Origin of the sequence: Streptococcus sp. 5905 (assembly GCF_013276505.1) — a bacterium.
In the GTDB taxonomy this organism is placed as follows: Bacteria; Bacillota; Bacilli; order Lactobacillales; family Streptococcaceae; genus Streptococcus.
Genome location: NZ_VMLC01000001.1, coordinates 371,513 through 390,965, shown reverse-complemented (window position 1 = coordinate 390,965; position 19,453 = coordinate 371,513). Strand labels below are relative to the sequence as shown.

Sequence of the window (19,453 nt, the reverse complement as noted above, 5' to 3'; positions counted from 1 at the left end):
ATCATTATTTTTATATCCTTACAGCTATATTTTGCATATTTAATCAAAAAAGAGAAGGCCTTTTTAAGCTTTCTCTTGAATCATTTTTTCTGCTCTTTGTTGCAAAAAGACCTCTAGTACTTTTGCAGTCAAGCTGATAGCTGCTACCAACACACTGGACACGATGAGGTAATTCGCCAATAGTCCGTGATTCCCCACTAGTGGTGGTTTATTTAAAAACCCATAATCTCCACCTACAACCAAATTGACAACTCCTATCAAGGCATTTAGAGAAAATGTAATCACTGTCACATTTTTCAAATTGAGCAGGGAAGCTTCATAATTCTTAAACAAGTATAGGAGCGCATTCCCCAAAAGTGCCACGTGCCCGATGATAAAGGACAGGATGGTCACATGCGGAAACGGATAAGGGTCAAAGAGTGGGTAAGCCAGAGCTGCAGTTGCTCCAAAGGTTCCTAAAAGTGCAAAGTATTGTTTGTACTTGGAAGTCCCTGGAATCAAGAGCATAACAAACATGGCGATACGGCAATGATAGAAGGGCAAACTTTCTGATAAGGGCATTTGATTCCCCCAATACCAGCTATACAGAACAATCAGTTGAAGAGACTGAAGGATCTGAATAAAGCGCTGGTAAGCCACCTTGTCACGGTAACGATAAGAAAGATAGAAAGTAAGAGCCAGTAAACATAACAAACCAATATACCAGCGGAGTTCAAACTGGGGCGGTTCTGATATCTGTGTGGTAAATAATTGTTCCCACAAATTCATATTCTATTCCTCGTTCATCTAGCCAGAGTAGTAGAAAGCTCACTATTCTAGCTTTTAAATTTTTTTTGAAAAAGCTTAATTCCATGCCATGCATAGAACACTTGCGTCTTAAATTCGCAACCTATTATATCATTTGTATCGCAGAAATGCATCTTACAAACACCCTTTTTTGATTTGCAGACTTCTCTAGCATAACCTAATCAATATATTGGTCTCTTTGTCCTTTATAAACCTGCCAAAGAATCTCCATCTGCTCCTTGGTGATGCGTTTTTCAGACAAGGCTGGCAGTTGATCAATGGCAAAAAATTGAAGGTCAGCAATTTCTTGATTCTCTTGAAATTGTCCGTCAAGAAGTTGGCATTCAAAGACAAACTTTGCATATTGTTTACTCTGAAGTTGGAAACGATTGGTATCAAAAACTGCAAGTAACCTTTCTGTTTTTGCCGTAAAACCAGTTTCTTCTTCAATTTCCTTAAGAATATTTTCGGTTGGAGAATAACCGACTTCACCAAATCCACCTGGCAAAGCCCAACTATCCTCCCCTTTTCCTCTAACTAAACAGACTTTTTCATCCTCAACAATCCAAGCACGGACGTCCATCAGAGGAGTTGCGTAAGCACCAGTTGGTCTCAGGAGCTCTGTTACTTCCTCTTGCTTTAGTTCTGTAGTTTCTCTCAAAATATCAGATAAGATCTCACGCAAATCCTCGTAGCGCTCACAGTCAAAAGGATCTTTTGTGAAGGTTAATCCAGTATCCGTAATGGCTAGCATTCTTTGCAGATACTTGGTAAAATCACTTGCATTCATTTTCTAAACTTTCTACCAACTTGGCTAGATTCATGGAGTTAGAGCCTTTAAGCAAGATTTGGTCATTGGCACCGAGGCTTTCCTTGACTTGCTTGACAAGGTCTTCAAATTGATCTTCGCTCGCAGTTTTCTTAAAGTAGAATACATGACCGATTGGGAACATTTGACTGGCAAGTTGGGCCAATTCAGCAATATCTTCCCCGTAGAAAATAACCGTATCAAGCACATCTGGGGAAAGGCTCAAAATCATCTGGTTATGGAGCTGAACAGATTGGTCACCAAGTTCCTTCATGTCTGCCAAGACCGCAATTTTCTTACCTCCTTTGTTGGCTGGGATGGCAGAGAATGTCTCCAAAATCAACTTCATAGCAGTTGGATTAGCATTGTAAACATCTGACAGGATGTCTGCACCATTGGCTGCTTTCTTCCACTCAGTACGGTTACGAGTCAATTCAAGATTTTGGAAAGCCTGACGAATCTGCTCCTCTGAAACTCCTTCTTGGAGAGCCACATAAGCAGCAATCATAGCATTGGTGGCATTGTACTTACCAGTTACCGGCAAGTCAAGAGCTTTTTCCAAGAAATTAGCTTTAAAGGTCAGACTGTCCTTGCGCTCAACCAAGTCTCTGATTTCTAACTCTGCTCCTTGCCCAAAACGGACTACCTTTTTATCAGTTGGCAAGTAGTCCTCTACAATCGGGTCGGCTGGTGCCAAGAGCAAGGAACCCGAAACCATGCCATCTGCAATTTGCATTTTTCCCTTAGCAATCTCCGAACGGTCTTTGAAAAAGGCCAAATGGGCTTCTCCAACCAAGGTCACGATGGCTGTCTTTGGATGAGCCAATTCAGACAAGAAATGGATATCCCCCAAGTGATCCTGCCCCATCTCCAAGACCAACTTTTCTGTCCCCTCAGGCATATGGAGAACTGTGTAGGGAAGTCCAATCTCGTTATTGTAGTTGCCTTGTGTTTTGTAGGTTTTGTAGGTTGTTGACAGTAAATGCGCCAGCATATCCTTGGTCGTTGTCTTGCCATTTGAACCTGTGACCGCAAAGACATCAACTGCCATTTTTTCAAGATAGTAGGCTGCAAGGGTTTGAAAGGCAGTCAACACATCGTCTACTAAAATATAGGGATGATTTGCAACCTCTTTCTCAGACAAGGTTACTGTTGCACCATTTTCAAAAGCGGTTTCGATAAAGTCATGACCATCGCGCGCACCTTTAAGTGGCACAAACAAATCTCCCGTCCCAATCAAACGACTGTCAAACTCAGCTTTTTCTAACTGAGCATCCGCAAAAAGGCTAACATCATTTTTAGCTCCAACAGTTTGGGCAACTTCATGGATTGTTAATTTCATTTCTACTCCTTTAAAAAGGGTTGAAGTCCAAGAACTCGACTCACCTTACAGTGACGGTTCCGGCTTCTACCCTCTCTTTCATTTTTATAGCAAATGCGCTTCGCGCTTGTTAAAGCTTTCCTTGGCAAGGTCAACCAAACGCTCGATTAGTTCTGGGTAGCTGATTCCCATATTGTCCCATAGTAGTGGATACATAGACCACTGCGTAAAACCTGGCATGGTATTGAGCTCGTTTAGGAAAATCTCTCCCTTATCTGTATAGAAAAAATCGCAACGAGATAGACCGAGTCCACCGATCGCACGGAAGGCGGTTTCAGCATTTTGACGCATGACAGCTACTACATCATCACTAATCTTGGCTGGGATGTCCATGGTAATCTTGTTATCGATATATTTGGCATCGTAGTCGTAGAAAGCAACGTCCTTGACCACTTCACCAGGAAGCGTGCTCTTAACATCGTAGTTCCCCAAGAGACCAACCTCGATTTCACGGGCATTCACTCCTTGCTCTACCAAGACACGGCTGTCATATTGGAAGGCGAGTTCCAAGGCTTGACGGAGTTCTTCTTGGTTTTCAGACTTAGAAATACCGACACTTGAACCCATATTTGACGGTTTCGTGAAGACTGGATAAGTCAATTTTTCTTCAACTTCAGCGATTTTAGAAGTCACATCATCACCTTCGACGATGGCCACATAAGGAACTTGAGCAATCCCTACAGATTCTAAAACACGCTTAGTCGTAATTTTGTCCATGGCAAGGCTTGATGACAAGATATTGCAACCGACATAAGGCATTTTCAAAACTTCCAAGAATCCTTGAACTGAACCATCTTCTCCCATTGGACCGTGAAGAACTGGAAAGACCACAGCACCTTCTTCGTAGATGGCACTTGGCGCGATTTTCTTGTCCCAGTCAATAGTCGCATTGGTCATGAGACGATCCTCTTGACCTGGAGTCTGGCTAAATTCTTGCGTTTTGATAAAGTCACCTGACTGACTGATGAAGAAAGTCTTGACTGTGAAACGATCGTAATTGACCGCACGCATGACACTCTCAGCTGATAGTACAGAGACTTCACGTTCCGCACTACGTCCACCGTATAAAAGAATAATTGTTTGTTTCATATTACTGTCCTATTTTCTAATAGAATACTCGCACCTTAGTATATCATATTTGCTTCTTTTTTGAAACTTGAACATGGTACTGATAGTAAAGAAATATAAAAAGAGACCGATAACGACAAACTCGGTCTCCCCGTTCTTGTATAAATGAATTGAGTTCGTAAATTTGTTTACTCCTACAACTCTGTTCGATTTTCAATGGCTCGTAAGAGTGTAACTTCGTCCGCATACTCGATATCTGCTCCCACAGCTAGGCCTCGTGCTAAACGAGTAACCTTGATACCAGCTGGCTTGAGGAGACGAGAGAGGTACATAGAGGTCGCTTCCCCATCAGCCGTCGCATTGGTCGCAACGATAACCTCTGAAACCTCACTATCCATGAGACGAGTCATGAGACTCTTGAGATTGATATCGTCTGGGCTGATGCCATTCATAGGAGAAATGAGGCCATGCAAGACATGATAGAGTCCGTGGTATTCTTGGATATTTTCCATTGCAGCCACATCGCGACTATCTTCTAGCACCAAGATGGTTGTCTGGTCACGAGTTGGATCTGTACAGATAGAGCAAGGATCATCGTCAGTCAAGCGACCACAGATGGAACAATAGGTCAACTCCCGCTTAGCAGACAGGAGATTTTTGGCAAATTCATTGACATCGTCATCAGACATTCCAATGGTATAGAAGGCTAGGCGGGTAGCCGTTTTAATCCCGATACCTGGTAACTTTGAATAGCTATCAATCAGCTTGGCAATAGGTGTTGGATACAGCATAAGTTCCTTTCTAATTCATTGGATGGTGTTGGTGATAAAGATTGATAATATCGCGTGCAATCGAAGGTCCGACACCATTTGTAAGATTAGTGTTATGAGGAAAGACGACTGCAACCGCGATTTGGGGATTTTCGGTTGGTGCATAGGCAACTGCATTCGTATTGTTGGCTTTTTGACCACCATTAACGTAACTTTCGGCTGTACCTGTCTTTCCACTGATGGAAACGGCTGCACCATTTGAGAAGGCACGACCAGTTGTCAGAGCGCTCGTTCCATGCGAAACTTGATAGAAACCTTGTTGCAAGATAGCCATATCTGCTTCTGAAATATTAACCTTGTTCATTTCCTTGGTGGCTGTTTCTTGAACCAGACTGCCTAAGCCACCTTGGTCATTGTTTTCATAAACGCCTTCAACGATGTGAGGAGCCAAACGTACGCCATTGTTTGCAATGGTTGCAACATACTGGGCTAACTGCATAGGTGTGTAGTTATCAAACTGACCAAAAGCATTATTTAGATAGTTGGCCAAATCAAATTCTTTTGGTATAAATCCTGTTGATTCATCTGGAAGATCAATTCCCGTTGAAGCTCCGAGTCCATATTCCCCAAAGGTTGACCGCAATTTGCCCATAGCTGTATCTAATTGACTCGTTGCTACCATCATATTGGGTTTATAGGTCTGTCCCATAATTCCCAAAGCTGTTTGCACCATGTAGGTATTGGATGAGTATTCCAAAGCCTCAACAGCTGTAATAGGGAAGGAGCCATAGGACAAGGTGTACCATGAATTGATAGGAGCTGAACCTTGGAAAACAATCGGCTGGTCTGTCAAGGTTTGATTGCCTGACAAAACTCCATTTTCCCAGCCAGAGCTGATGGTTGCTGCCTTAACGACAGACCCTGGTACAAAAACGTTGGTAACTGTCCCTAGGGAGTCTGAGCTCAATTTCCCTGATTGGACATCATGCTTGATACCAGACATAGCTAATACTGCACCTGTTTTAGGATTGAGAGCGACTGCGTAGACTCCTTCCGAATATTTGGCACCACCATTACCCAACTCGGAGTTAAAGTAGCTCTTGAGTAGGTCATCCACTCCATTTTGGAAAGCGAGGTCAATCGTTAATTTGATGTTGTTTCCTTTGCTTCCTTCCTCGACATTTTCCACACTTTCCATGTTTCCATGTTTGTCGAGATGTACTTCTTTGACAGAGCGTTTACCTTGGAGGACATCTTCATATTGCTTTTCAAGATAAGAAGTTCCCACTCGGTCATTGAGAGAGTATCCTTTCTTGAGATAAGCGTCAACTTCCTCAGCTGGAAGTCCTGACTTTTCATTTGAAACGCTACCGACGATAGAAGATAGAGAAGTGTCTAGTACTTTTCGGTCCCATGAGGTTGAAATGCTAATGCCCGGTAATTCCTTGGATGCAGAAGCCACAAGAGCGACCTGAGTATCGTCCAAGGCATCTGTTGAAATGGTGCCCGTCGCAAAATTTTCAACTGCATTGAGCTGACTAAAGAGATAGATTTCCTTTTTCTGGTCATCTGTATAATTGAGTTGACTCACGTCTATGCTTTCAACCGCATTATTGTAGAGCGTCGCTTCCGATAAACGGTTCCCATCTGAATCCAGACGTTTATCGCTTGGCAAGGATTCGACTGTTTTTTTGTAAACGTCCTGGTCCGCCAAGTAATAGTCTGCAATCTGTCGATCTGTCAGATCAGGGGAGGTTACATTTACATAAGTCAGCAGTTTTTTAGCCGTCTCCTTCAACTCTGCCGCCGTCATCTTATTGTTTCGTGTGAAAGAAACAACTTGCTTGAGTGTGTTTTCTACCAAGGGTTTCCCTGTTGCATCATAAATCTGCCCTCGAGCTGAACTGGTTGTCACCCTAGTCTGGCTGGCTGATGCCAACTTTGCTTCATAGAAATCTTTATTCAGTACCTGCATGTATAACAATCGACCGATAATGGTCATAAACAGCAGGATAACTATCGCAAACAGTAAATTAAGCCGAATCGGAATCGAATGGCTATTGAATTTTCTCATACAACTAAGACTCTTTTCTAGAAAAATTCCCGATTTTCACCTTCATTTTCAGCTAAAATAATAGAGCAAACGGGTGAAGCTCGGTACTTTTCATTGTACCATATTTTACGGAGAAACTCTTGGAAAAGTCGAAGCATTTTTTGACTTTTAATCGAAAATGCCTTTTTATTTGGTTATCCTAACTTCTATGATATAATGATGTTAATAAGCTGGCAATCGTCAACTTTTAAGAGTTTGACTCATGAAAAGGAGCTCCATGAAAAAGCAGGATATCGCAACTATTATTGATCTTCATTTTGAAGAATTAACAGAGTTAGAACAGGAAATCGCTCGTTATTTCTTGCAGGTAGATACGATTGTGGATGATCTATCATCGCAACAGGTTACTCAAAAACTGCATGTTTCCCAAGCTGCTCTTACCCGTTTTGCAAAAAAATGTGGTTTTACAGGCTACCGAGAATTTGTTTTTCAATACCAACACCAGGCCAATAAACAGGACACCCATTCGCACCAACACAGTCCTTTGACCAAACGTGTTTTACGAAGCTACAGCAACCTACGGGAACAAACACAGGATTTAATTGACGAAGAACAACTGGAACGAGTTGCCCAATTAATCGATGACGCTGAACGAGTTTACTTTTTTGGAACGGGAAGTTCTGGTCTGATTGCCCGTGAGATGAAACTTCGTTTTATGCGTCTAGGTGTTGTCTGTGAAGCTTTGACCGATCAGGATGGCTTTGCATGGACGACCAGTATCATGGATGAAAATTGTTTGGTGCTTGGCTTTTCCCTATCTGGCACTACCCAATCCGTCCTAGATAGCTTGTTGGATGCCATGGAAATGGGGGCTAAGACCATTCTCTTTACCAGCGCTCCAAACAAAAATAGTCAGGCTTATACCGAAACAGTCCTTGTCGCAAGCCATAGTCAATCTTCTTACATCCAGCGTATTTCCGCTCAGCTCCCTATGCTCATTTTAATAGATTTGATTTATGCCTACTTTTTAGAAATCAATCGAGATAGCAAGGAAAAAATCTTTAACAGCTATTGGGAAAATAAAAAACTCAACGGCTATCGTAGACAAAAACGCGTTAGAAAATCCTAGTTTGGCTCAACCAAACTAGGATTGTTTTGTCTTGAAATGGTAATATGCACCGAGCATCCCTGCTGTATTTTGGTGATGGGCAAATTCTAATCGTGTTTTTTCAGCTAGGCTTGGCACCAAGGCCGCCTTCAAGGCTGTTCGGATCTTCGGCTTGAGGATAGCCTCTTGCCCCATGATACCACCACCAAGAATGACCACTTCTGGATTGGCCACATAGCAAATATTTGCCAGACCTTTTCCTAGATAGTCTACCATGCGGTCAATGCCAGCCATACAGATCTTGTTTCCTTCAGTAGCTTCCTTGAAAATGCGTCTGCCATTCCACTGGTCAACTGGATCTCCGTGAGCTGCTGCTACATACTCCACCAAGGCTGTCGTAGAAGCGAGATCTTGGAAAGCTCCATCCTGCATATGCATATAACCGACTTCGCAGGCTGAATTGCTAAATCCATGGAAGACCTTCCCACCCATAATCAAGCAACCACCGATACCTGTTCCAATGGTCAAGCAGAGTGTCACACTCGCTCCCTTTCCAGAACCAGATACTGCCTCAGCAAGACCCGCACAGTTGACATCATTTTCAATTTCGCAAGAAATCGCAAAACTAGTCTCGATTTCCTTCTTGAACTGGGTTCCTGCATAGTTAGGGATTTGCGGGCCGGCATAGAAAATCTCACCTTTTTCGGGATCCACCATTCCTGCAGAAGAAATGGCAACACCTGCTACTGGGCCTTTTTCTAAATAGCTAGCTACGATATCTTTGGTCTTTTGTAAGATATGAGGACCGCCCTTATGCGCCTCTGTTGGCATTTCATGCGATTCAACAAGTTGGCCTACTTGGTCAATCAAACCATATTTGATGTTGGTTCCACCAATATCAATTGCAACGTAGTGTGTCATAAATACCTCCTTATGGATTAGAGGAAGCGCTCCTTGGTTTCACGAATTAATTGAGCTGCTGCTTCTACAACTGGACGATCTTCTTCTGTCACTGGCGTCAATGGTGAACGAACAGAACCAATGTTCAGTCCTTCATTGATTTTCAAGACTTCTTTGATCACACCGTACATATTTCCATGTGCAGCAGTCAATTTACCAATGATCGCATTGATCGCATACTGCAATTCACGCGCTGTTTCCAAGTCTTTGTCAGCAATCAACTCATTGAGTTTCAAGAAGAGTTCTGGCATCGCACCATAAGTACCACCGATACCAGCTTTAGCACCCATGAGGCGACCACCTAGGAACTGTTCATCTGGACCATTGAATACGATGTGGTCTTCTCCACCAAGGCTGACAAAGGTTTGGATATCTTGAACTGGCATAGAAGAGTTCTTAACACCGATAACACGAGGATTTTTCAACATTTCTGTGTATAGACTTGGAGTCAAAGCAACCCCTGCCAATTGAGGAATGTTATAAATCACGTAGTCTGTGTTTGGAGCTGCAGAACTGATATCGTTCCAGTATTTGGCAACTGAGTATTCTGGCAAGCGGAAGTAAATCGGTGGAATTGTTGCAATGGCATCTACACTCAAGCTTTCCGCGTGGCGAGCAAGCTCCATACTATCTTTGGTATTGTTGCAAGCTACGTGAGCGATGATGGTCAATTTACCTTTGGCAACTGCCATGACTTCTTCCAAAATCAACTTGCGGTCCTCTACACTTTGGTAGATACATTCACCAGAAGAACCATTGACATAAAGACCTTGAACTCCCTTATCAATGAAGTATTGAACCAAGGCACGCGTACGCTCTGGACTGACTTCTCCTTGATCATCATAACATGCGTAGAAGGCTGGAATGACACCTTCGTATTTTTTCAAATCTGACATAGATTTTCTCCTAAGATTTCTTTTTTTCTGCTGAGAGCAGTTCTATTTTTTACAAGTTTAGTATACACCTTGTGAAAATCGCTTTCAATATCTTGTATACACTTAGATTTTAGTTTCTACTTGTATTTTAGAAACTGTAACGATTGAAAGTAGTTTCAGGAACAAGCCATCCTACTGGTATTTGGCGAAGATTTTCTCCATCAAACCTGCTTGGAGAAAGACTAGCAAACCAAAACCAAAGAGGATAAAGGCTGACCCACCCAAAAGGAGAGTGAAGGCGGATAGATAAAGAACCATCACAATGAGAAAGAGAATGGCTAACATGAGGAAGAACCATGGAAAGTTAAAACTTGCCAAGATAAGCCCTTTTTGCAACACTTCTTTCCAAGCCAAATCATAGCGTGCAGCAATGGGATAACTAGCCAGCATCACGAGAGTGAGGAAGATGAGAATCCCTAAACAAATAGCTTTCACAATCTGAAAAGGCAAAGCTGTCTGTCCCCAGAAGAGATAGAGATCTAAAAGACTCAACAAAACAATGCCCAACTCCAGCAAACCTAACTGAAGACCCAGTTTCAGATTTTGCTTGAAAGCTCTCAGATAAGTTCTGAAAACTGGCACCCGTCTGCTTCTCTTAATCTCGAACATAGTCTCATAGAGGCTGATTTTCGCCACTCCAATCGTCACGATGGGCAAACAAGAGACGACAAAAAGAAGATTGACTGTGACAATATCCAAGACCTTCTCACTGAAACGCATGAGAAAATTATCTGTATCAAATGCTGCCTTGATAAGGCTCACTCCTTTTTGTGCCATGTTTGCTCCTCCTGATTCTTTTAATCAATCAAAATTTTAAAGAGATACTTGCGAACTTTTTCTTCCATACCTGCGTAGCCATTTGGCTGGTGTGGTTCTCCTGGGAAGAAAATCGCAAAATTGTGATAGCCCAACAAGAGTGGGTATTTTTCATGACAATGGACAAAGCCAATGTCGCTCGCTTCGTCGAATGCTACTGCTTCGTCTTTGATACGTGAACCGTAGCCCGAATATTCATGTCCTTCTACCAGCAAATGCAAGTCTGCATAGTTCTTATGGTGCTCAAATTGATCATTTTCAGCTTGATTGAGGACATTTTCCTGAACAACTAGAAAGACCTTATCCCCGTCAATCTCATACTTACCGAGTTCGAAAGAATCCTTACGGTGCTGATAGAGATAGTCGATAGCCTTGTCTAGATTGGGATGGATTCCCTTGTAAAAGGCGATGTTTTTCAAATCGTCAAAAATCATACTGTTTCCTTCGTTTCTGATAGTTACTAGTTTTCAGTTCCAATTCATCCTTCCTCTATTTCCCTGTAATAGTGCGGACGGAAGCAAATTCCTTCGGAATTTCATTCCTAATTTTTGAGCCTTTCACTCCTTCATCGTCAGTCTCAAAAATTCCGTCTAAGATAAGCGTAAGATTCTTATCTTAGATACCACTAAAGCGGAAAATAGCCACCATAAAACGAACCTACTCTAACTAGTATCATGAAAAGAGTTCATTCTTAAGTTTATAAGTGTCTGACAAAACTTCACGAAGTAACTGCATACTCTCCATTTTGTAGACACTTATAACTATATATTCTCTTATACTCAATGAAAATCGAAGAACAAACTAGGAAGCTAACCGCTGGCAAAACTTAAGTATGGCAAGGTGATGCTGACGTGGTTTGAATTCGATTTTCGCAAGGTCTTAACCTTTGACCGCTCCCATAGTGATCCCTTGAGTGAAGGATTTTTGGAAGACAAGGAAGACGGTTACGATTGGTACGGCTGCAAGAGCTGCACCCGCCATGATCAAACCATAGTTGGTTGCCATTTCGGCCTGCATGGTCGCAACCCCGAGTGAGATAGTCAAGTTTTGACGTGAAGTCAACATAACCAACTGCATGAAGTAGTCGTTCCAAGTATTGATGAAGGTAAAGATTGCAAGGGCTGCAAATCCTGGTTTCACGATAGGGAAGGCTACGCTCCAGAAGGTACGAATCTCACCACAACCGTCGATTTTAGCTGATTCAAGCAATTCTGTCGGGATATTTTCGCTGAATTGTTTCATCAGGAAGACCCCAAATGGCCATCCGATCAAAGGCAAGATAACTGCCCAGAGAGTATCGTGAATTCCCATGAAGTTGACAATACGTACCAATGGTACAAGGACAACTTGTTTTGGAAGTGCCATGGCAGCGATAAAGACTGCAAAGAGGATGCGTTGACCATAGAAACGTTTTTTAGCCAAGACATAACCTGCTAGAGAAGAGGTTGCACACACTAGGAACATGGTTACCAGTGAGATAAATACAGAGTTCCACATCCACTGCATAGCAGGGTTTTGCACCATGAGTTGTTGGAAGTTTTCCATGGTTGGCATTTTAGGGAACCACTGTGGTGGAATCATAATGGTATCAGGCTGTGATTTGAAGGCCCCTGTCAAGATCCAGTAGAATGGAAAGATGAACAGTACGGTCAACAAGAGCAAGATAATCGTTGAAATAACAGTGAAAGCTGTTAAGGGTTTCTTTTGTGTAGGTTGCATAACTGTCTCCTTTCCTTAGTATTCTACGTCGTTTCCGAGGATCTTGAATTGAGCAAAGCTGACAATGGCAATCATCACTGCCAAGAAGACACCAATAGTATTGGCATAGCCGTACTCTGTCAATTGGAAGGCTTTTTCGTAAAGATAGTACATAAGTGTACTTGTTGAATAGTTTGGACCACCAGAAGTCAAGAGCTGAATCAAGGCGAAACATTGGAATGAGTTGATGGTTGTGATGATCGCGATGTAAAGAGTTGTTGGAAGGAGGCTAGGCCATTTGATCTTCCAGAACACTTGAAACTCAGTCGCACCGTCAACACGCGCTGCTTCAACAAGTGAATTGTCAATATTTCCCATAGCAGCGATATAAAGGATAATCGGCTGACCAACAGATGTTGTCAAAAGGATGATCATAATCGCTAGCAAAGCCCAGTTTTTATCACCCAACCAAGAAATGTTTTGGCTGATGATATGACTTGACTTAAGAACAAAGTTTAGAATCCCTGATAGTGGGTCATAGATCCATTTCCATACAACCGTTACGGCAACACTACCTGTTACAACCGGTAGGAAGAAGACGAAACGATAGAAAGAACGGGCAATGGCATTTTGATGATAGGTTTGAGATGCTACAAAGAGCGAGAAGAGAACCACAATCGGTACTGATCCAATAACTAGGATAACAGTATTGATCAAAGACTTGGTAAAGACAGGGTCTTTAAACATGCGAATGTAGTTATCCAAGCCAACAAACTCAAAGCTGGTCATGGAGTAGTTAAAGAAACTTGTAATGAATCCCATAATCATAGGAGCCAAGACAAAGATCACAAAGAAGAACAATACTGGTGCTAAGAAAGCATAGGAAATCACTGTTTCCCGCATGCGAATTTTATTGACTTTCACAGTCGGCACCTCTCTTTCAAATAGAATAGTTTTTGATTTTCTTGAACTGTTTTAAAACCAAAATGAAATTTTTTAAGATTCGCTTATGTAAGAACTTCATTTTAATTTCGTGACAGTTCCTACCATTTCAAACAAAAGTCCCCCTTTTCTTACACCATAGTGCACAGGGAAAAGGGGGAATCAATCTGACTTAGTGCTTATTGTTTTGTAGCTTTTTTGATTGTTTCGTTAGCTTTTTCAGTGAAGGCTTTCAAAGCATCTGCTGGTTTTTCGTCACCATTTGATACAGATTGCAACATTGGGAACCAAAGTGTTCTCATTTCAGCAAATCCATCGATAGTGTTGTAGTATGGTGAGTAGTATTTAGTCCAGCTGCTGATTGTTTCCATACGTTTGTCATCATAAAGTTTGCCAAATGATGTACGAACTGGGAAGGCACCTGTACGAACTACGTCTTTAGGACCCCATTCTTTGTCATCTGCGATGAATTGAACGAATTTCTTAGCTGCTGCGACTTTCTTGTCGTCTTTGTTGTTAAATACTGCAAATCCGTTTACAAGGTATTCAAGAGATGGTTTACCAGAGTCTGATGGGAATGGTACTTCTACCACATCTACCTTACTTGCTTCCAAGAGTTTCGCTTGGATACCGTTTTGAGCTGGTGCCCAAAGGATTGTGTATGAAGTTTGACCGTTGGCAAAGTTTTGGATATCTGCCCCACCGTCAAATTGTGAACCATTGTTCAACAAACCGTCTTTGATCCAGCTAGCAGCTTTTTCAAGACCTTTGACGAATTTAGGATCGTCAGTTGTATATTTTGTTACATCTTTGTCTGTTACAGAACCGCCATAAAGGTTTGCGATGAAGGCACGTGTTCCTTGGTCTCCCCCTTGACCAGAACTGAACAATGAACCTGGTGTATATCCTTTATCTTTAAGCGCTTTCAAAACTTTTTCAAAGTCATCAGTTGTCCAACCTTCTTTTACAAGATTTGCAACTCCAGCATCTTCCAACATTTTCTTGTTCATAGCCATGTAGAATGGAGCTGAACTGATTGGATACATGTAAGCTTTGTCTCCAGCCTTACTTGCTTGTACGATGTTTTCATTGTTCACATCTTTGACGAATTCGTCTGTGAAGAGGTCGTTCAACTCAGCCAACTTACCATTTTTACCGTATTGGATGATACGTCCTGGTGCGTCAAAGAGTACGTCTGGCGCTGTTCCTGCTTCGATAGCTGTTGTGATCTTTTCAGGACCTGACTTGAAGTCGATAGTTTCCAATTTCACTTTTACATCTGGATTTGCTTTTTCAAAAGCTTCGATGATTGATTTTTCATAAGTCCCAACACCGTCACCAGTTTTTTCTTGTGTGAAGACTGGGAATGCCCACCAAGTAATTTCTGTTTTTCCGCTATCGCTTCCTGATTTTCCAGCATCTTTACTTCCACCAGAGTTACCACAAGCAGCAAGGCCAAGAATCGCAGCACCTGCAAGTACTGTACAAGCTAGTTTTCTAAATTTCATTTGTATTCTCCTAATTGTTAAGCATGTCCATATTGGATAGTGAGTAAGCTTCTGTTTGTATACGTTTTCATTTCATCCGACGCATCGACCACTCTCCTCTGTTTTGAGATTGTATTATTTAAGACCGGCAACAAAGCGTTCCGTGATCTCTTTTGGTCTAGTAATAGCTCCACCGACAACAATGCCTCGTACCCCATATTCAAGAATTTGTTTGGCTTGTTCTGGTGTATGAATTTTTCCTTCAGCTATGACATCCACACCGGCATCGCAGAGTTTTTTGATCAGTTCAAAGTCTGGACCATCTACTTTCGGACTATAAGAAGTATAACCTGATAGAGTTGTTCCAACAAAATCAACACCTGCTTCAACTGCTGCAATTCCTTCTTCAAAAGTACTGGTATCAGCCATCAAGAGTTGATGCGGATATTTTTCTTTGACTTGTCGGATAAAGTCCTGAATTTCCAAACCATCGTAACGTTCACGTTTGGTACAATCCAGAGCAATGACCTCAATGTCTAGTTCAGCCAGTTCATCAACTTCTCTCATCGTAGCTGTAATGAAAGGCTCCTGTGGCGGATAGTCACGTTTGATAATCCCGATAATCGGGAGTTTCGTAACCTCCTTAATCTCCTTGATATCGCGAACACTGTTTGCTCGGATACCGACTGCTCCACCTTGCTCAGCCGCTTTGACTAGCAAGGGGATAACCCCTCCCGCTTCTGTATAAAGCGGTTCATGAGGAAGTGCCTGACAAGAGACAATGATTCCATCTTTGATTTGTTCAATCAAGGCTTCTTTGCTAATCTGTGGCATCCTCTTTCCTCCCTTTCTTGTTCTTATGGGCTTATTATATATCATTTGTTAAGCGCTTTCAATAGTTTGTAGTGGAATAGATTTCAGTTTCAAAACTATTTTATAGAACAGACTATCCTGAAAGTAGTTTCAGACATCTTAGAATTTCTTATTAGCACACCTTGAGCCGAAAGAAAAAGATAGCAGACTGAAAAACCTGCTATCTCCTTCTATTTTTACAAAGCCAAATGATTATAATTATTCTCTTACTTTTCTCTCTTTTTCCCCATTGCAAACAAGCTAAGGAAGAAAGCTGCTAATCCTAGTGAGGCAAGGAGGCCACTCTCCTTGTTCCCTGTATCAGGAAGTGTCTGCTGAGCAAGAGGGGCTTTGTAAGTATAATCTTCTGCAGCAAGAGTTACAAGCGAATCAATTTCCTTGTATTCTGCGATTTCATGCACAGCTGCCTCAGCGCCATTCACACCACCTTTGTACTCTGGTACTTCATGGACTGCGGCTTCAACAGCATTAACTCCGCCTGTGTACTCTGGTTTCTCTACTGTTGGAGCTGACTCTTCGCCCGCTGTCCCTAGTGGGCCTGTGTACTCTGGCTTCTCTACTGTTGGAGCTGGCTCTTCGCCCGCTGTCCCTAGTGGGCCTGTGTACTCTGGTTTCTCTACTGTTGGAGCTGACTCTTCGCCCGCTGTCCCTAGTGGGCCTGTATATTCTGGTTTCTCTACTGTTGGAGCTGACTCTTCGCCCGCTGTCCCTAGTGGGCCTGTGTACTCTGGTTTCTCTACTGTTGGAGCTGACTCTTCGCCCGCTGTCCCTAGTGGGCCTGTATATTCTGGCTTCTCTACTGTCGGAGCTGGCTCTTCGCCTGCTGTCCCTAATGGACCTGTATATTCTGGCACTTCATGAACAGCAGCTTCACTTCCGTTCATTCCATTCGAAAGCTTAGTCCCCGCTACAGAGACTGGTAAATTATGCATACTTTCAATAGCACCTTCTGCCAGACCTGTAACTTTTTGACCCATATCCTCTGAATCCACCGTAAATAGGAGGGTTTTTGTGTCATACTGGGTCATGAAGCGTGCTGTTTTACCGTTTGCCAATTGAAGGGTTGGTGCCTTGTTGACCAATACTTCTGAATCAAACTCCATAGCAAGGATGCCTGGCCATTTTTCAATCGCATATTTCACTTTTGCTTCTTTAGGAGAAATCCAATCCTTGGTCAAGAAATCCCAGTTGAATTTCTTATAGGATAAAGTATAATCGTTTTGATTGCCATCCGCATGCTCATAAAGCAAACCATATTCGCCATTTCCGAGATCTTGGAGTGAGTTGTAAGCAAACTTACCACTTTGTATAGGATTGTGTTTCAGCCATGTCAACTCACCATTCTCCTCAACACGAGCCAGGTGAACCAAACCATTGTTGCGTCCAGGACCACCAGCATTGCTGAGTAGAATGTATTCCTTTCCTTCATGCATGGTGTGAATAGCGGACATTTGAACATAAACGTCTTTTACTTGAGGATAACGTTTGATTTCCTTATCCCACGTTGCTCCTCCATCATGACTGGTCGCAACCTGAAGATCACCAGTCAACCCACGCATAAAGAGCTTGAGATCCCCATTATTCAACTGAACAACAGTTGACTCCGTATTTTGGGCGCCTGGATTATTCATGGTTGAAGAGTGAATGGTTTGGTTGCCTACTGGACGGTTATCATTAACTGCTTCACCTGCTTGCCATGTTTCACCATGATCATCTGAATAAATTACACGAGATGATTGAGAACCACTTAGGTAGGAAACGTTGTTTGTTGTATAAACTGGAATCACCAGTCTTCCCTTATGAGGTCCTGTACGCAAGGCAATCCCCGTACCAGGTCCAGTTCCTAGGAAGTGCATCCAATCTTTCCGAATCCCATGTGTAATATCTTTTGGTGCAGACCAAGTCTTCCCATCGTCATCACTGTAGGACATCCATAGGTAGTTGGTATTGGAAACTCTAAAAATATTCTTCTCGCTATACTCAAAATAAATATTCCCGATTAGCTCATTCCCTTTATACAAATCCCCCTTATCGCTGTAGGCTGGTTTTTTAGGGTCAACGACGACGCGATAATCTGTCTTTCTATTTTGAGGGTCGAAAACCTCTCCGTTTTCTCGAATCGTATAGCGACCTGATTCTCCTTGCTTATATAAAACTTGATAAACTTTATCTCCCACTTGTTCATAAGCTTTCGGAGCTTGCCCCGGCAATGAAAATACTGCCTTACTCTCAAGGAACATGTCATAAATTGCAAAAATTCTCTTTGTTTCAGGGTCTTGTACCAAGGCCATATCAATATTGACTGGAGATGGCCAATCTGCATGTTTAGCGTGCTCATTGTCACGAGGATTTGAGATTACGATTCGGTCTCCCCATGTTTTTCCATTATCTGAGCTACGACGAACAACCATCCCAATATCTCCCCAGTCAGAATGGTGCAAACGTCTTTCATCCGTTCCAGCAATCAGCGTTCCTTTATCAGTCTTGAGAAGAGCTGGGATACGATAACTCTTGATACCATCTTTATTTGGTTGATTGTTCCTACCACCTTCAAAGACGTCTTCTTTATCAGTAACTTTTGCCCCCTCAGGAAGTTTCTGTTCCAATTCACCTCTTTCAAATAATTGACTCCGTGTTTGAACTTCATCTGGGCTTAAAGCACGATCATAAACGGTTAGGTTTCGAACTTGTAGATTTGAGGACCAAACTGTTTTCTTGCCCCGTTTGGTTGCTCCAAGTTGAGCTTGATTAACATCTGGCATATCTTTGATGAAGTTCCCAGATTTTAGACTTGTTCGAGATAAAACACCGTTCACATAGAGACGAACTCGACCATGAGGTAACTCCGCTGTCGGTTGTTCGACAGTAAAAGTCACGGAATTCCATTGTCCTGGGCGAACTTTCAAAGGAGCATCTGTATACTTATCATAGAACTGTTCCCCGTTAGCGCCACGCCCTTCAATAAGAGCTGTATTATCAAGGACCGACATAGTAAAGTACTCATTTTCCTTGGTGTCACTGGATACAGAGAAGAGATTGTAAAAACGTGGAGCTGATGCATCTGGTTTGAACTCCATGTGAACTGTAGCATTTTTTAGTTGCTTTAGTTTATCTAGTTCACTTGATAAATCAACTCTCTGACCATTTGCTGCATTGGTTTCAACATCTTCTTTTTCAAGGACAGGATTAGCATTTTGTAGATCCCTTGAATAATAATCACGAGGAATAGCATTCTCATCGGCTGATTCTTCCTCTTCTTTTAAAGTTGTTTCCGTTGCATTTTCTGTCTTTTCTTCTACCTGCTTCTTGAGCTTATCTTGATTAAGTTCAGTCCCAGCTACATTCTTATCAGCATCAGATGCATTTGCTACTAGAGCTTCTTTAGGCGCCTCTTCTGATGATTGGTCTTTGCCTTTTTCCACATTTTCAGTACTTGGCGCTACTACATTTCCCTGTTCTTGGGCTAAAACTGTAGAAACTCCAAATACAACTGTACCAATTAGTACAGAAGCTGTTCCAACTGCAAATTTTCGAATTCCGTATCGCTGTTTCCGATCTAAAGATTTGTAATTCATATTTGTCCTTTCATTTTCCACAAAATAAAGCGCTTTCTTTTTTTCTTAAAATTTTTAGTTCCTCCAACTAAACAAGTAAAAAGAAAGTAACCGACTGAATGAGACCTCCCATTCTTCAAACGTCCACTGCTCTTACTCTCTGACCAAACATCGGAAATTTTCCTCCTTTCGCACAATGTCTTTCCCTTATTAC

The 19,453-nt window shown here is 42.2% G+C and carries 16 protein-coding genes; 1 reads left to right on the top strand and 15 read right to left on the bottom strand.

Annotated features, from left to right (window positions below):
- Window positions 1–63: 63 nt before the first annotated feature.
- The 6 genes from HT680_RS01865 to pbp2b all read right to left on the bottom strand — a co-directional run bounded on the left by HT680_RS01865 (window position 64) and on the right by pbp2b (window position 6,887).
- Window positions 64–768: a TIGR02206 family membrane protein gene (locus HT680_RS01865; protein ID WP_173257816.1), complete on the bottom strand. Its 705-nt coding sequence runs from the start codon at window positions 766–768 to the stop codon at window positions 64–66.
- A gap of 196 nt (window positions 769–964) precedes the next feature.
- Window positions 965–1,576, bottom strand: coding sequence for an NUDIX hydrolase (locus HT680_RS01860; protein ID WP_173257814.1), 612 nt, complete (start codon window positions 1,574–1,576; stop codon window positions 965–967).
- Window positions 1,563–2,936 (bottom strand): UDP-N-acetylmuramoyl-tripeptide--D-alanyl-D-alanine ligase, encoded by a 1,374-nt coding sequence (gene murF / locus HT680_RS01855; RefSeq protein ID WP_173257812.1) that lies wholly within the window; start codon window positions 2,934–2,936, stop codon window positions 1,563–1,565. The genes HT680_RS01860 and murF overlap by 14 nt, the downstream gene beginning before the upstream one ends.
- An 84-nt stretch (window positions 2,937–3,020) precedes the next feature.
- Window positions 3,021–4,064 carry a D-alanine--D-alanine ligase gene (locus HT680_RS01850; protein ID WP_173257810.1) on the bottom strand — a complete coding sequence of 348 codons (1,044 nt, stop codon included), beginning with the start codon at window positions 4,062–4,064 and terminating at the stop codon, window positions 3,021–3,023.
- Between the two features lie 173 nt (window positions 4,065–4,237).
- Entirely contained in the window at window positions 4,238–4,834 is a 597-nt protein-coding gene (recR, locus tag HT680_RS01845; RefSeq protein WP_000966754.1) for a recombination mediator RecR, read from the bottom strand.
- A gap of 10 nt (window positions 4,835–4,844) precedes the next feature.
- Window positions 4,845–6,887, bottom strand: coding sequence for a penicillin-binding protein PBP2B (pbp2b, locus tag HT680_RS01840; protein ID WP_173257809.1), 2,043 nt, complete (start codon window positions 6,885–6,887; stop codon window positions 4,845–4,847).
- A gap of 256 nt (window positions 6,888–7,143) precedes the next feature.
- Here pbp2b and HT680_RS01835 point away from each other — a divergent pair, with 256 nt between their 5' ends.
- A complete protein-coding gene (locus HT680_RS01835; protein WP_173257807.1) occupies window positions 7,144–7,995 on the top strand; it encodes a MurR/RpiR family transcriptional regulator in 852 nt (283 codons plus the stop codon).
- Window positions 7,996–8,010: 15 nt separating this feature from the next.
- On the opposite strand, the gene HT680_RS01830 is transcribed toward HT680_RS01835, so the two are convergent.
- The 9 genes from HT680_RS01830 to HT680_RS01790 all read right to left on the bottom strand — a co-directional run bounded on the left by HT680_RS01830 (window position 8,011) and on the right by HT680_RS01790 (window position 19,260).
- The gene (locus HT680_RS01830) at window positions 8,011–8,895 is read right to left on the bottom strand and encodes an ROK family protein (protein ID WP_173257805.1); all 885 of its coding nucleotides are present in this window, start codon (window positions 8,893–8,895) and stop codon (window positions 8,011–8,013) included.
- Between the two features lie 17 nt (window positions 8,896–8,912).
- A complete protein-coding gene (locus HT680_RS01825) occupies window positions 8,913–9,830 on the bottom strand; it encodes a dihydrodipicolinate synthase family protein (protein ID WP_173257803.1) in 918 nt (305 codons plus the stop codon).
- 171 nt (window positions 9,831–10,001) lie between these two features.
- Window positions 10,002–10,646, bottom strand: coding sequence for a YesL family protein (locus tag HT680_RS01820; RefSeq protein ID WP_173257801.1), 645 nt, complete (start codon window positions 10,644–10,646; stop codon window positions 10,002–10,004).
- Between the two features lie 20 nt (window positions 10,647–10,666).
- Window positions 10,667–11,119: a YhcH/YjgK/YiaL family protein gene (locus tag HT680_RS01815; RefSeq protein WP_173257799.1), complete on the bottom strand. Its 453-nt coding sequence runs from the start codon at window positions 11,117–11,119 to the stop codon at window positions 10,667–10,669.
- Window positions 11,120–11,564: 445 nt separating this feature from the next.
- On the bottom strand, window positions 11,565–12,404 hold the full coding sequence (locus tag HT680_RS01810) for a carbohydrate ABC transporter permease (RefSeq protein ID WP_001183243.1): 840 nt from the start codon (window positions 12,402–12,404) through the stop codon (window positions 11,565–11,567).
- Between the two features lie 15 nt (window positions 12,405–12,419).
- Complete coding sequence (locus HT680_RS01805) at window positions 12,420–13,286, bottom strand: sugar ABC transporter permease (protein ID WP_001209417.1); 867 nt, start codon at window positions 13,284–13,286, stop codon at window positions 12,420–12,422.
- A gap of 218 nt (window positions 13,287–13,504) precedes the next feature.
- Window positions 13,505–14,833, bottom strand: coding sequence for an ABC transporter substrate-binding protein (locus HT680_RS01800; RefSeq protein WP_000672109.1), 1,329 nt, complete (start codon window positions 14,831–14,833; stop codon window positions 13,505–13,507).
- 114 nt (window positions 14,834–14,947) lie between these two features.
- Window positions 14,948–15,646, bottom strand: a complete 699-nt coding sequence (locus tag HT680_RS01795; protein ID WP_001135659.1) for an N-acetylmannosamine-6-phosphate 2-epimerase — start codon at window positions 15,644–15,646, stop codon at window positions 14,948–14,950.
- Between the two features lie 245 nt (window positions 15,647–15,891).
- Complete coding sequence (locus HT680_RS01790) at window positions 15,892–19,260, bottom strand: SIALI-17 repeat-containing surface protein (RefSeq protein ID WP_173257797.1); 3,369 nt, start codon at window positions 19,258–19,260, stop codon at window positions 15,892–15,894.
- Between the last annotated feature and the right edge of the window lie 193 nt (window positions 19,261–19,453).